Origin of the sequence: Leisingera sp. M527, from assembly GCF_025141525.1 — a bacterium.
Classification (GTDB): domain Bacteria; phylum Pseudomonadota; class Alphaproteobacteria; order Rhodobacterales; family Rhodobacteraceae; genus Leisingera.
Genome location: NZ_CP081037.1, coordinates 2,400,597 through 2,413,474, shown reverse-complemented (window position 1 = coordinate 2,413,474; position 12,878 = coordinate 2,400,597). Strand labels below are relative to the sequence as shown.

The following is a 12,878-nucleotide window of genomic DNA, read 5'->3' as shown; positions in this document are numbered from 1 at the left end:
CGGGTGGTCAGAGAAATGGGAAAGGGGGAGGCAGCGCCAAAGGGGCGCTGCCGGTTTACTCGCTGTCCAGCGCTTGAACGACCTTCAGGCCTTCGAGCGTCTTGAACTCTGCCGGGGTCAGTTCAACCGTGTCGGTCTCAGTGTCCGGGGCGTAGGTTTCGCCGTTGTATTTCAGCTCGCTGAGAACACGGGCGCTGACCTTTTCTGCATCATCCTTTGGCGGTGCAGTGGTGCCTCCGGCGCGCCCTTCAGCAGCCGCAATGGCTGCTTTCAGGTTGTCGTTCGAGATGTTGCCGGGAAGATCCAGCTTCAGCTCCTTGGCGCGCGTGAATAGGGCTTTGCGTTCACTCATGACCGCCCCCTTATGCCGCCACTGCGTTCTGGATGTAGTAGCCGACGTCTTTGGCGACGATCAGCTCTTTCACCCGTTCGCCGCGCCGGATGCGGTAGCCGCCCTGCAGGCCAATGTCCTTGTCCTCAATACGCCCGGCGATCTTGCCGCCGAACTCGGCGGTGAACCCCCAGGTGATGCCACCGCCCTGGGACGTGGCCATCTTGTTGATGTGCAGCAGGGAGATATTGTTGCCCCAGGCACGCTGCAGGTTGGCGGGCTGGTTCGGTTTTGCGGCGTTGAAATAGGCATCGCCAATCAGCAACCGCTTGATGCCTTCGCCGGAAAACAGCTCAAGGAACTGCTGGCGGGTCACAATGCCTTCGCTGGTCAGGTTGCCTTTGACGGCGTTGACGAGTTTCGGGTGCGAAGACAGTGCCGTCCAGACTTTGCGCCCCATCACCATCGTGTTGGCGGGCATGATCAGCGTTTTTTCAAGCCCGGTTTTGATGATGCCAATCGGGTCGGAATTGGCGTAGTCGGAAAACTGGTCGCCGCCCGCCAGAGTGGTTTTGCGGCCGTCCGCATAGTTGTCAGCATTATGGACGGTACGGGCCACCCGGACTTCCCGGATGTTTTCAATGGTCTCGGAAACCATTTCCACTGCATGGCCTTCGGGGTCGAAGTTTGACACGCCTGCAGCACGGGCAGCGGCAGCGGCATCAATATCGGAAATCGGTACGGGAGCGTCCAGGCCGTAGTCTTCCACTTCAGACGTGCGCTGAGTGCCGCCGAATTCGAGCTGGTTGACCCGGCCTTTGCGGCTGACACGGGCGTCGGGCGTGTTGAATGCCTCTTCAACAGGGTATTCAGTCCAGCTGAACTTTTCGCCGGGCACGGTATGGCGGGGCATCACCTCATCGGCGATGCGGGAGGCCTCCGGGTTTTTGTAGCCGACCGCAATGGCGGTCAGGATCGGGTCAGATTGAAACGGGCGGGTAGGCGCCATGGTCAGGTCCTTTCAGGAAATCAGGCTTCGTGCAGCAGGCCAGGGGCCAGGAAGGCCATGATGGTGTCGCCAGCGATGCCGGGTTCATCGGCAAAGCCGACAATGCGCAGGGTGGTGGAAGCGGTGGCCACGGCCAGGACGGCGGCGGCGTCGGCATCAGAGGTGAGCGGGTCACCGGCACTCACCGGACCGCCCAGGATCACGGGAACCAGACCGGCGCGGTGCACGTCGCACATGCCGCCCGCCGCAGCACCCATGCTGTCCGAAACGCCCAGGGACGCGGCGGTATTGCCGTCTGCCAGGTCAATTGTCTGGCCGTTTGCCGGATCAGCAAATTTGACGATGCGGCGGCCGGTGATCTCAGAAGCGGCTTCATAGCCGCGGATGAAGGCCGGGATCATGCTTTGCCCTCCTGCACAGCGTGCACCGCTTCGGTGATGCTGATTTCAAAACCGGCCTTGGCCTGCTGCAGTTGGTAGGCGGTGGCTTTGCCCGCCAGTTCGGTGGCATTCAGCGCCAGGCTGGTGCCGCTGCCGGGGGGGGTATCCGGCAGCAACTCGCCTTCCACCTTGGGAAAGCCATTGATCATCGCCTCGGTGCGTTCCGGGTTTTCCTGGTGCATGGTGATGAAGGTGTCGCGCTGCGGCTTTACGCCCATGCGCATGTCGGCAATGGCGCCGTCCACAAAACTGGTGGCGGCGGCTTTCTTGTTGCCTTCCTTCAGGGTGCTGAATTCATCCGACAACCCTTTCAATGAAGACTGCAAGGCGATGATTTGAGCATCCTTGCCGGTGGTGTCGGCGTTGGCGCTTTGGGCGGCAGTCAGAATATCTTTAGCGCCCGCATCTTCAGCGCAGCCCAGGGCAATGCCGATCTGGCCAAGCTGGGATTGCAATTCAGTGCTTTTCTCGCTGGGCTTCCGTGCCTTCAGCGCTTTGGTGATGTCCTCCTCGCTGGCATCGGCCGCAAGGCCCAGCAGCTTGGCGACGGTTTCCCGGAACGGCATGGTTTCACTCTCCTGGTTAAGCGCGGTCAGCCCGCGCAGATTTGGCTGATTGACGAGGGACGCCCGCGGGATGGCGACGATTTCCCGCCCGGCCGGCTGCAGCAGGGCGACAACCGGGGAAATGCCCGCAAAGGCGCGGTCTTCGAGCAGTTCACGGCCCTTGCCGGTCCATTCGACCTGGCCCCAGATGCCGTCTTCACGGGCCTGCATCCTGGTGATCCAGCCGCGTGCGGGGGCGGGAAGGCCCTTCGGGGCGGCAAGATCGGTCGCATGATTGACGTCGATCGGCAGCTTGCTGGCCCCGTCAAAGCTGGCTGCAATGATCTTTTCTGCGTCGGTTACATGATACGGCCCCCGGCTGTCGTTGGTTTGCACCAGGCCGGATTTTGTGGGCAGAAGATGCACCCATTCCGGAACCCCGGCGCCGTCGGCGCTGGGGAGTTCGGATTGGATCGCAATTGCGGTGGTCTGATACGTTTTTCCCATGCCAGCGAATGTCGCAGGCGGGCGCGCGCCGAAATACCCGCACCTATGTGCGGGTCAATTGGGCAGATGTGTTCGGGGGGCGGTTCGGGACAGGTTGGCGGGGCAGGTGTGCCAGGTCAACCCCGGCTGTTTGCCGCCGTTTCCAGCCACTCTTCCAGCTCAAGCACCATATTGTCCTGGTCCTCATCGGAAATGCCGATGAACGCGCGGGCAGGGATACCGCCCCAGGGTATTGAAGACCCGTTTGAAGCGGTGCCAAAGGCGCCTTTGGCAGCCCCAAACTGCATGACAGCGGCCTGGATGGCATTGGAGCCGTACTCCAGCCCGTCCTTGCTGGCCTCATAGAACAGGCTGTTGCGCATGTCTCCGGATTGATTCAGCGGCGCGCCATAGGACAGGCCCAGCTTGGCGTAGCGGTCGATTGTCGTTTGGGAGCGGGGGGCAAAAGGGCTGCCGTCGGGGTTTTCGCCCTTCAGCATCCGGTCCTGGGTGGAGTTGATCAGGTATTCGCCCAGATCCGCCATCGCCTCGGATGGGTCATCCAGCGCGTCCCGGAGCGCTTCCAGCATCGGGTCCAGGGTGTCCGTGTTGTAAACAAGTCCGCTCATGGCTATATTCTACCTGCTTTCGTTGGGGGCATCAGACCGCCAGGCTCATAACCTGGAACCGTGTTCGGGCGTTCAGGTCGGGGACCCATCGGAAGCTCTTCTTCCCCACATGGATTGAACTGCCAGCATCCGGCGCTTCTTGCCGCGGATCTCCATGGCCACTGTGTAGGTCACCGCGCCGATCCGGCGGGAAAACCGGACCACGGGCAATCCGGCGCGTGTTTCGCCCGCCGCCTCGATGACGTCAGGCTGATTCAGGATGCGGGGCAGAAGCGCGTAAGTTTCCGCACTGATCGGGATCTGGCCGCGCAGGGCTTCAGAGGCGGCGCCGTGCCCCGAAAGGATGTGCCGCACTGCAGGCGCGTCCAGCGTGAAGTGATAGTTTTCCAGATCGCTGCCCAGCAAGTCATTCACCCGCTGCCGGTGCGCCTGGGTAAGGCGGCCCATGGTCCGGACCGGTTGAACCGCGCGGCCCTCCTGCACAGCTTTGGCATAGCGGCGCAGGTCGGTCATCAGTGACGGCAGATTGCGGTAGGCGCTGGACAGTGCATCCTGCTGGACGGCCGGGAAATCATCCAGATACGCACGGGCAATGGAATACGGCCAGTTTACCGTCTTCTTGGCCATGGCCTGCACCAGGTCCGCAACAGACGCGCCCGGCGCATGGCCCCAGCCTTCATCTATGCCGGCGGGCGCGCCGGTTTCGGCCAGGGGGGCATCCCAGCCGTCCCGGAGCTTTACACCGGGCTTGCCGCCGCGCCGGATCGCCCCGGCAATTGAGCGGGCGCCAAAGACATTGCAACTGCAGCCAAAGCCGTTCTGCGGGAAGGCAATCAGCCAGAAGCCGTGGCTTGAGGGAAGGATAAGCCCGTCCCAGGACAGGTGCTGCAGGCGCGGCTCCAAGGATCCGCCGTGCCGGTAGACAAGAAACGGGAAGTTACCGTCGCGGAGCTGCGCCCAGCGTCCGGCCATATAGCTGGTGCGCATATTGGTGCGGTAGATGGTCCGCATCCGCCAGTTGCGGCCTTTTTCGCTGCTTTCACCGGTCCAGCCGGTCCAGCCGCGGCGGAGTACAATGGCCCTGAAATCGTCTTTGAACGCCTCAAAGCCGGTGCCTTCCACAATCGCCTTGTCCACCGCGGCGGCCAGGTCTGCCAGCAAGTCGGCCTTGGTGGCTCCCGCGACGGCAAAAGTCCGGTCATGGGCCGCGCCGTCCAGGTCATCCCATGCCGCTGTGGGGACCAGGTTGCCGAGCCGCAGACGAAAGGCCGCGGCCTGTTCCTTGAACGGGCGGCGGAAGGTGGCGGCCAGCGCATCAGTCACCGGCTTCATCCTCTGCAGCGGCACGCCCGCCAGCCGCCGCCGCCGTGATGGCATCGGTCAGGGTGGCAGCCAGCCCGGACGCGTCCAGATCGGAATAGGCGTTCAGCAGAATTTCCCGGAACTCCTCAAGGCTGGACGCCGCCTCAAGCATGGCTTCAATCTGATCCAGCATCCCGTCCACCGCCGGGCCTGCCTCCAGCTCCAGGCGGGCGGTCAGATTCGGAATTGGCGACACCCCCGAAAAATCGCCCGTAGAGGGCTGTTCGGACTGCAGGGCGGTATCGCCCCCTGAAAACCCTTTCCGGGTATAAAACCCCCCTTTAAAAATGCTCTCAGGGGTATTCCCGTTGCCTGCGCCCGGTTGCAATCCCGGCTGAGGCGGGGTTTCGGGCGGTTTGCCCAGGATTGCGTCCTTAGCCTTCGGTGCAGACAGCCCCAGCTTGTCCAGAACCTCTTTCTGAGAAACCTGCAGCCCGGCAGCAACCCAAGGCACGGTCGCATCGGTCCAGGCTTTCAAATCCTCTGCCTCAGGGCGTGCGATGACCAGGCGCGGGTAAACCTTTTGCGGCCCGTGGTTCAGATCAATGAAAGGGCGCACCAGTTGGCGGTTCAGGATCGCTGCCAGCATCCGGCCATCGGCGCGTTCAATATCCTCCTGCACTTCGCGGTGCTCTTTGCCGGACCCAAGCCCGCCGGTAACTGCATCGGTCGTCGAGGTCTGCCCCAGGACGGCCTTTGACGTTTGCTTGTCCAGCCAGTCGGCGCGCTTTTCGTAAAGGTCGGACGAGGCGCCGACATTCGGGGCCGCAACAATATCCACCGACATACTGGCCGGCATGATGGCGGCGCAGTCACCAGCGATATCAGCGACAGCTCTGAACAGCGTGTTTTTTTCGGCGTCCGATGTGCCAGGCGCGTATTTTCCGATTCTGATCGGCTGGCCGAATGTCTGGGTGAATATTGACCAGTCCCGCTGGGTGTAGGCCTTGAACATCCAGGACCAGCTTGCAATCCGGGCCAGACCGGACCGGAGATACAAGCCGGACTTTGCCGGCATTGGGGCAAAGATGAACTTGAAAGGAGACAAGGGCACTTCCCGGCCTTTGTCATCCAGCAGAAGCGGGGTGCGCAGATCCGTGCGGTCGAACCGGAACCAGCGCTGATCGCGCCATTCCAGGCGCTCCGGCTGATACTGGCCTTCGGAGTAGTCCCAGATGATTTCCGTGAATGAATAGCCTTTGCCCACGGCATCCAGGATGTTGAAGATTTCCTCGGTCAGCTCGTCCCGCTTCAGCCAGGCCCGGATCAGTTCGGCGTGCTTCTTTGCGTCGGGCGTGTCGGCACCGGGTTCCACGGTGATTTCCAACTGGCTGACAGCCCGCTTGCGGGTGCCCAGAACGGCCAGGTAATGCGGGTCGCGTTCTTCAATGGTTTCCGCCAAGCCCATGTAGCGGATCGGGTCGCCGTGATCCGCCGCCCGCAGGATGCTGGCCAGGACAACAGGGTCCAAGCCATCAGCGGGATATCCAAAGACCGGCGAACGCGCGCCGCCAACTGCGGCGGCGGCGACCTCCTTGGTGAGTTCGGCACGTTTAACAGGGCGTTTAAAGGTGTCAAAAATCTTGCCCAGCCTGCCCATTAGCGGCCTCCCCAGAGCCAAAACCGGAAATTGCAGAACCAGCCGGTGCCGCGCACCCGGCCGGATGCGGTCGGCAAGGTTGCTTGAACCAGTTTTGCGCGCTCATTTTTCCACTGCTTTGCCTTCTGCTGCGCGCGGCGTGCTTTGCTCCGCTTGCGCTCTTTCTTGGTGCGGGCCATCAAATCCCCCCTCTCAATTTTGCGCCCAGGGGCTGGCGCCACCACCCTTTGCCAACGCCCTGGGGCGTGCCAAACGGGTGGCCGCCATCGCTGTCCAGGCTGCCGTCTGCATGTTGTGTATTGGCGCCGCGGTAGGCGATTTCGGAATAATCCTGGCGGCTGGCGAAATAGGCCAGGGCGCTGGCTACGGCGCTGTCGCCGTGCCGGTCCAGCCCGTCCGTGCCTTTCATGCGGAAATTGTCGGGCACCTTAATGATGCCGTTCACGTACTGAAGGGACTGGTGGTCCTGCACCACGTCTTCGTGGGCGCACAGCACAATAGTCTTGTCGACGAATGCCTCAATGTAAGGCGGCATTTCACGCGAATACCATTCACGGCTGAAGCTCACTTCAATGATCCGCTCGCCGTACCGCTGGGCGGCCTTTTCGGCCAGGTAGGCGCCGTTGCCGGTTTTATCCAGCGCGCCTTTGATGAAATTCGGGACCCGGTCGCAGATGTAATAGAGAATGTCCCGCTGCTGATCGAACGGGATGTTGCGCAGCTCCACCAGCAGCTTGGTTTCCCGGACCAGGCTGCTGGTGATTTCCTGAATGACAATGTCGGTGGCGTCGCCGGAGCGGGCAAAGTCTTCGCCCATCACATGTTTGCCGTTTTCGTTCAGCCCTTCCAGCACTGGCTTCAGGTGTTCTTCGCACCAGTCCAGAGCTGTTTTCTTGCGGACCTCATCCGGAGCGTTCTTGAACTCGTCCGGCTGTGTCCAGCGGTGATAAGGCACGCCCTGTTTGGTACAGGCTTCGATCTGGACGCGGGTCAGGGCGGCGCCTTCGGCCTCGGCCGGGATGGCGTCCAGTTCCTGGCGCATGGCAGCGGTGCGGGACCCGTAGGCGGTGCGGATTGTCTTTTCCCAGGCGTCCTGGCCTTCCTGGCTCCACTCTTTCTCCCGCATCAGGCAGACGCGGCGGTACAGGCCGTTTTCAACGGCATCGCCGAACGGGATGTGATGAACCTGGTAGGGGGTCTTTCCGGCCCTGGCTTCGCGGATCAGCTCATTGAACGGGTTCAGAATGCCGTTGTGGGTGGAGATAATCCGGACTTTGCCGCCCCAGATCAGCATCGCGCTTACCGCGTCAATGACTTCGCGCACATCCTTGTGGAAGGCCGCCTCGTCAATAACAACGATACCCTGCAAACCCCGGATGTTGGCGGGGTTGGAAGACAGCGCCTCAACCCGGTAGCCGCTGGCAAAGGTGACCCGGTAAGCCGTGATGAACTTACTGGTGCCGTCCTCTTTCTTGTCCTCAAACAGGTGTTCTTCAATATCGACCAGCTCGCCCGCGACTACCTTGGCAAAATGCGCAACATAGCCGATGAACTCCCGGCCCTTTTCCTTGGTGTCCCCGATGTAGAACACGTTGTCGCCGCCTGCGGCCTTGGTGCTGGCGGCGGTGAGCGTGTCGTCCAGGGCCTCAGCAAAGGTAATGCCGGTGCGGCGGCCTTTTTCGGCGATTTTAAGATCGCTACCATCCTCTAGCCAGGTCTTCTGATGCTCCATCAGAATGCCGTCGGCGAGCGGGTCCAGGTCCTCCGGCAGATCCGCACCCAGGCGCAACCCGTCCGGAAGTGTTTCCGCATCGCGCGACAGGATCGGTTGCTGCGGGGCCAGATCAGCTTCGGGCTTCATGTGCGCAGGCCCAGCACGCGGTTGCGGATATTCTCTGCCCGTTCCGGCGAAAGCCCGGCCTCGGAAACCGCTTCATCCAGGCGGCCGGCCATTTCGGCCTGCGCTTCTTCGCGGGCTTTCTTGGCGACACGCTGGCGTTCTTCTTCCAGCATTTTCTCCCGCAGACCGGCCGAGTGCATCAGATCCTTCAGCGTGCGGGCAAGGTTGGCCAGGCTCTTGGCGTCAATCTGGTCGCCTTTTTCTGCCACCGCTTGCATGAGCTGGAACATCGCCGCAGCAATCATCTGCATCAGCGCCCGGTGCATTCCGCTTTCGGCTTCAATATCCATGTCCGCAAGCAGGGTTTCTGCAATCGCGAAGGCATCGCGCTGGGTTTTCAGGAGCTGAGAGAAATTCCCGACCGCCGATTTTCCGACGCGGAGTTCCAGGCCTTTTTCATCCAGCCAGAAATTCAGATCCTCAGTGACGCCGTGAATGTCACCAAAGCCCCGCTCCTGCAGCGCAAGGGCAAGCCGTTGGCGGATCTCCAGCGGGACAAGGTCAAGTTTCTTGGGAGGCGGCATGTGTCAGCTCCCAGGGCGGGGGCGCTGAATTTTCGGATGGCGGGCGATGCCTTGGGCAATTTCAACACCGCGTGTGGTGGCGGTGACCACTACAAAACTGCCGTTCCGCTCGATTTGAGCCAGGCCTTGCTCCTGCAGCCATTCGAGTTCGGTTTCGGTTTGGTCGCGGGTGTAGGCGATACCGACGCGCGGCAGTTGGCTGGACAGCATCGACACATTCGATGTGTAGCCGGGTGCATCCTCAATGAAGCGCAGAATTGCGATGCGGGCATGTTCCCGCAGAGTTTCGTTGTAGTTCATCAGTTGCTCCCGTTCAGCAAATGGTCTTCATGCCTGGTCACAACGTTTTCCAAGCGGCCCATGATTTGCTGATTTCCTTCCAGGACCGCTTCCATCCGGCCCATGGTTCCGTTGATGCGCTCCATGGCGAGTTCTATCTTGTGAACGTCTTCGCGGGTGGGCATCGACTTGATGGATTGCTCGACAGAAATCAGCCTGTTTTCGTGCCGGTCCATCCTGTCTGAACCCTGCTTAAAACGCTCGTCAACGTTCGTCCGGCGACCGCTGATCCAGACGTAAACTGCGGTTCCCAAAGAACCGGAAAATGTCACCAGGGCCAGAACATTGGACCACGTGAATGTGGGGTCGAACTCCATCAGTGAAGCTCCCCCGCCGGTTCCGGTGCAGCTGCGCCAATCGCCTGAAACGCACTGCCGTGCCCAAGGACGCAGGCCGCTCCGCCGGGCGAGGTGGCCGATATCGTCCAGGTGCCGGTTTCCGGAGAAACGAACAGATGGATGGCGTTGCCGTTCTTGGCGAGCATTTCAGCGGCGGGCGCTTCGCCGTGATGCTCGAACAGAATGGCAGCCAGTTCGTCGTAGCGGGCAAAGCACTGCATAGCCGCAGCGGCAGGCTGGGCGAACAGCCCCAGCGCTATGGCGGCGGTAAGCGCGAGAACCCGGATCATGCGGCCCCGCCTTTCATACCGGCAATCACCGCATCCTTGTTCTTGGAGCCGACCGACGAGCCAAAGTAGAAATTCAGCACCTGGCTAAGCCCGGTGGCCAGAGAGCCGATCAGCAGCGCCAGAACGGGGCCGCTGTCCACGGGCAAACCGTTCAGGGTCACATAGGCCAGAACGGCAAAGAACCCGACAATCACCACCGCAGCCAGAATGCCGGGTGTGCGGTCCTTGGTCTGGACCTGGCGGGCGCGGGCGCTGGCGCGGTCATCGGCGGCTATGCGTTCCAGCTCGATGCCGGCGGCCTGAAGCTGGGCGGCAAACTCGGCGTCCACCTGTTTCAGTTTGGCCAGATCAGCGGCAGACGCGCCCAGGATGGCCTGTTCCACCTCGTCGGGGGAGGCGCCCTGGCGACCCATAAACTGCGTGGCAAGGGCATCAACAGCCACCCCGGCCATCGGCCCGCCTAGGGCCGCCGCGACGGTCGGCGCAACAGCGCCCAGAAACCGGATGATCTTGTCCTTGTTCTTCATGTCTCAGCCCCCTTGAAGCCGGGTTTGGAAATGGTGACGGGATCGGCGTAGCTTTCGACAATCCACCCCTCGGCACCGCCATAGAAGACCTTCAGCCAGTCGCGCCCGGCGACGGTCACAGAGGCGATAACCGGCACGCGGGTTTCATCGGGGATTTGCGCGATCACGTTGGGATTGAAGCTGGGCCAGCGGCGCATATTGAGTGTGTCGCCGGGTGTGCTGATGATCACAAAATCATCGGCGGCGGGGGTTTCCGCATCGCCCAGTTCCGCCTCGGCCGGATCGGTGCGGCCAAGGATAAGCGACCGGATATGTTCCAGCGGGAAAAGCGGGTTGGTGTCCACCTTGCGGCCGGGGGAGACGTACCAATGCGTGGTAATGTCTTCGAGTGATGGAACGGATGAAAACAGCGTCTGCAGCAGGCCCACCAGCGCTGTGATTTGAGCCTCAGTGTAGGGCATCCACAGGCCGTGCCCGTGCTGAGGCGTTTCTGCTTCTTCAATGCCGTATTCCAGAATGCTGAATTTCTGGCCGAACCAGGTGCGGGCGGATTGCTCCGATGCCCGCGTCATGCGGCCGGGGTTCACCATCTCGATGCCGATGGAGAACCCATTGCACCATTCGCGGCCATGATACTCTGATTTTCCGGCGTGGCTGGCTTTCCGGTTGACCGGGACCTGCTGCTCGATGTGCCCATCACGCTCGATCACAAACTGGACCGACACCTTGGCGTCGTTGTCCTGCAGGTAGCGGGCGGCGTTGCCCTTTTCGATCCGGCTGGCGGTGTCGTGAAGAATGACCAGGCTGGGTACAATCTCGCGGCCAATCCAGCGCGCTTCCTTGAAATCTACCCCAGTGACTTTGCCGTATTGGATGCCCATTTCCGGCCCCTTAAAACCCCATTTCAATAGGGTTCAAATTGACGGGTCGGGGAGGGGCAATACACCCGCACCTATGTGCGGGTCAGTTGGCGCTATACGCCGGGAAACAGGGAAGGCTGGTTCGGGTCGGACTTGCGCCGCACACCCGGTTTCTGCAGCCAGCGGCGGACGCTGACGTCGGTCACGCCAAGCTTGAGAGCAATTTGCACGGTTGGCAAGCCCTGAGAGTGGTAGACCGCCGCCCGCCATTCCTTGACCAGGGGAACACGGCGCTGCAAGCGGTTTTCAATTGCCGCCAGCATCCGGGCTTTCGGGTAGCCGATCAGCTCAACAACCTTGGACCGGGCGGTCGGATGGGTGGCGATATAGGTTTCAACACCGCCAAAGGCTTCAAGGAAACGCAAGGTGTCCTCAAGCCCCAGGGCTTCCATATAGGGTTCCACCTGGGCAGGCGGCTTGGGAAAGTTCAGCTCATCCTTTGCCATTTACCCGGCCCTTTGGCGGCTTGCGGTTGGTTCGTTTTCCCCGGATCGGCAAAACAGTGGTCACCACGCCGTTGCGGAGCTTGTAGACATGGCCGCCATGGATAACGCCTGTGGCGTCCGGAAACGCATCGCCAAGCGTCACGGCCTTGCCGATCCGGCGGCGGACAGCGTTGACGTTCACACCCTTAACGCGTTCCAGGAACCTCAGGACAGCGTGGTCGGATACTTGCGGGCGGCTTGGCTTTTTCATCGCTGATGATCTTCCCAGGCGAAGTCGATATCCGCCCGCTGGCCCCAGCTTTTCAGGGCCTGAATAACCTGGTCGATCTGATCATGCTGGCGCAGCATATCCACGTCAGCGGGAACCGACTGCCAGGTGTTTCCGAACCGGGCGCGGATGAACTTGTTCAGGCCTTTGCGGCTGGGGTCGCGCAGTTCGCCGGCTGCTCCCAGGCCTCGCCACAGAACATGGATCAGGCGCAGGTCGGCGCGGGGCGCCAATTTATGTTTTTTGCCGCCGCTGCTGGCCTTGAAACCATCCGATTTAAGGCGCTTTAAAACGCTGTTTAAATCGGCCTCGGTCATGTCTTTCATGGAGGCTTTGCCGGTGACGGCGAGCTGCAGATCGCGGCGGCCGTCTCTGTCCAGGCCCAGCTCACGGCAGCCGACGTGGATCTTTTGCTGAAGCGCTCGGGTCATCAGGAGGCCTCGCTCAACACGGCCGCAACCGGGTGGCTTGCAGCTTCGTCGGCTTCCATGCGCTGCCGCGCTTCGGCCATTTCTTCCCGCACGATGGCGTCAAAGCGTTCCGGTGAAATGCGGGAAACCTCCGCCCCCTGCTTCAGCAGCGCCACCGCGTTTCCCAGCACACGGCTGGCCCAGCGTTGTTTCTGCGTGTAGACGCGAAAGCTGCGCCGGGCTGCATCGCGGATTTCGTCTTCGGTCATGGCCATGTCTCGGGTCCAATTCTTCAGGATTGGTCTTCGGTTTCAGTCGCTGCCGGGGGCATCAGCCAGTGGATTTCAAAGCCATCGGCTTCCATGCCGCGGGCCTGATCCATCGGCAGCTCACAGCTCCAGGTGCATTCGCCTGCCTTCTGGTGAATGGCCGCGGCGATGGGGGGCCGGGAAACATCGGCGAGTTTTGCGGGTGTTTGGGGGGCGAATTCGGGCATGACTATCTCCTGATCTGT

General features: G+C 61.6%; 20 protein-coding genes. All 20 read right to left on the bottom strand.

Features of this window, described 5'->3' with window-relative positions:
• Positions 1–55: 55 nt before the first annotated feature.
• The 20 genes from K3555_RS12070 to K3555_RS11975 all read right to left on the bottom strand — a co-directional run bounded on the left by K3555_RS12070 (position 56) and on the right by K3555_RS11975 (position 12,860).
• The gene (locus K3555_RS12070; RefSeq protein ID WP_260005324.1) at positions 56–352 is read right to left on the bottom strand and encodes a hypothetical protein; all 297 of its coding nucleotides are present in this window, start codon (positions 350–352) and stop codon (positions 56–58) included.
• Positions 353–362: 10 nt separating this feature from the next.
• Complete coding sequence (locus tag K3555_RS12065) at positions 363–1,340, bottom strand: capsid protein (RefSeq protein ID WP_260005262.1); 978 nt, start codon at positions 1,338–1,340, stop codon at positions 363–365.
• Between the two features lie 20 nt (positions 1,341–1,360).
• Positions 1,361–1,741, bottom strand: coding sequence for a capsid cement protein (locus K3555_RS12060; RefSeq protein WP_260005261.1), 381 nt, complete (start codon positions 1,739–1,741; stop codon positions 1,361–1,363).
• Positions 1,738–2,832 (bottom strand): phage protease, encoded by a 1,095-nt coding sequence (locus tag K3555_RS12055; RefSeq protein ID WP_260005322.1) that lies wholly within the window; start codon positions 2,830–2,832, stop codon positions 1,738–1,740. Before K3555_RS12055 ends, K3555_RS12060 begins: the two co-directional genes overlap by 4 nt.
• Before the next feature lie 116 nt (positions 2,833–2,948).
• A complete protein-coding gene (locus K3555_RS12050; RefSeq protein WP_260005320.1) occupies positions 2,949–3,440 on the bottom strand; it encodes a phage virion morphogenesis protein in 492 nt (163 codons plus the stop codon).
• Positions 3,441–3,512: 72 nt separating this feature from the next.
• Positions 3,513–4,772, bottom strand: coding sequence for a phage head protein (locus K3555_RS12045; protein WP_409201657.1), 1,260 nt, complete (start codon positions 4,770–4,772; stop codon positions 3,513–3,515).
• Positions 4,756–6,402, bottom strand: coding sequence for a DUF935 domain-containing protein (locus K3555_RS12040; protein WP_260005317.1), 1,647 nt, complete (start codon positions 6,400–6,402; stop codon positions 4,756–4,758). Before K3555_RS12040 ends, K3555_RS12045 begins: the two co-directional genes overlap by 17 nt.
• Positions 6,402–6,581 carry a hypothetical protein gene (locus K3555_RS12035; RefSeq protein WP_260005314.1) on the bottom strand — a complete coding sequence of 60 codons (180 nt, stop codon included), beginning with the start codon at positions 6,579–6,581 and terminating at the stop codon, positions 6,402–6,404. The genes K3555_RS12040 and K3555_RS12035 overlap by 1 nt, the downstream gene beginning before the upstream one ends.
• Positions 6,581–8,263, bottom strand: a complete 1,683-nt coding sequence (locus K3555_RS12030) for a hypothetical protein (protein ID WP_260005312.1) — start codon at positions 8,261–8,263, stop codon at positions 6,581–6,583. Before K3555_RS12030 ends, K3555_RS12035 begins: the two co-directional genes overlap by 1 nt.
• The gene (locus K3555_RS12025) at positions 8,260–8,826 is read right to left on the bottom strand and encodes a DUF3486 family protein (RefSeq protein ID WP_259985137.1); all 567 of its coding nucleotides are present in this window, start codon (positions 8,824–8,826) and stop codon (positions 8,260–8,262) included. Before K3555_RS12025 ends, K3555_RS12030 begins: the two co-directional genes overlap by 4 nt.
• A gap of 3 nt (positions 8,827–8,829) precedes the next feature.
• Positions 8,830–9,126 carry a hypothetical protein gene (locus tag K3555_RS12020; protein WP_260005251.1) on the bottom strand — a complete coding sequence of 99 codons (297 nt, stop codon included), beginning with the start codon at positions 9,124–9,126 and terminating at the stop codon, positions 8,830–8,832.
• Positions 9,126–9,482, bottom strand: a complete 357-nt coding sequence (locus K3555_RS12015) for a DUF2730 domain-containing protein (protein ID WP_259985134.1) — start codon at positions 9,480–9,482, stop codon at positions 9,126–9,128. The genes K3555_RS12020 and K3555_RS12015 overlap by 1 nt, the downstream gene beginning before the upstream one ends.
• Complete coding sequence (locus K3555_RS12010) at positions 9,482–9,793, bottom strand: hypothetical protein (protein WP_260005311.1); 312 nt, start codon at positions 9,791–9,793, stop codon at positions 9,482–9,484. Before K3555_RS12010 ends, K3555_RS12015 begins: the two co-directional genes overlap by 1 nt.
• A complete protein-coding gene (locus K3555_RS12005; protein ID WP_260005310.1) occupies positions 9,790–10,320 on the bottom strand; it encodes a hypothetical protein in 531 nt (176 codons plus the stop codon). The genes K3555_RS12010 and K3555_RS12005 overlap by 4 nt, the downstream gene beginning before the upstream one ends.
• The gene (locus tag K3555_RS12000) at positions 10,317–11,201 is read right to left on the bottom strand and encodes an N-acetylmuramoyl-L-alanine amidase (protein WP_260005309.1); all 885 of its coding nucleotides are present in this window, start codon (positions 11,199–11,201) and stop codon (positions 10,317–10,319) included. Before K3555_RS12000 ends, K3555_RS12005 begins: the two co-directional genes overlap by 4 nt.
• Before the next feature lie 92 nt (positions 11,202–11,293).
• Complete coding sequence (locus K3555_RS11995) at positions 11,294–11,686, bottom strand: helix-turn-helix domain-containing protein (RefSeq protein ID WP_260005247.1); 393 nt, start codon at positions 11,684–11,686, stop codon at positions 11,294–11,296.
• On the bottom strand, positions 11,673–11,936 hold the full coding sequence (locus tag K3555_RS11990; RefSeq protein ID WP_260005307.1) for a hypothetical protein: 264 nt from the start codon (positions 11,934–11,936) through the stop codon (positions 11,673–11,675). The genes K3555_RS11995 and K3555_RS11990 overlap by 14 nt, the downstream gene beginning before the upstream one ends.
• A complete protein-coding gene (locus K3555_RS11985; protein ID WP_259985122.1) occupies positions 11,933–12,385 on the bottom strand; it encodes a gp16 family protein in 453 nt (150 codons plus the stop codon). Before K3555_RS11985 ends, K3555_RS11990 begins: the two co-directional genes overlap by 4 nt.
• Complete coding sequence (locus K3555_RS11980; protein ID WP_260005306.1) at positions 12,385–12,639, bottom strand: hypothetical protein; 255 nt, start codon at positions 12,637–12,639, stop codon at positions 12,385–12,387. Before K3555_RS11980 ends, K3555_RS11985 begins: the two co-directional genes overlap by 1 nt.
• A 17-nt stretch (positions 12,640–12,656) precedes the next feature.
• The gene (locus K3555_RS11975) at positions 12,657–12,860 is read right to left on the bottom strand and encodes a hypothetical protein (RefSeq protein ID WP_260005304.1); all 204 of its coding nucleotides are present in this window, start codon (positions 12,858–12,860) and stop codon (positions 12,657–12,659) included.
• Positions 12,861–12,878 lie beyond the last annotated feature (18 nt).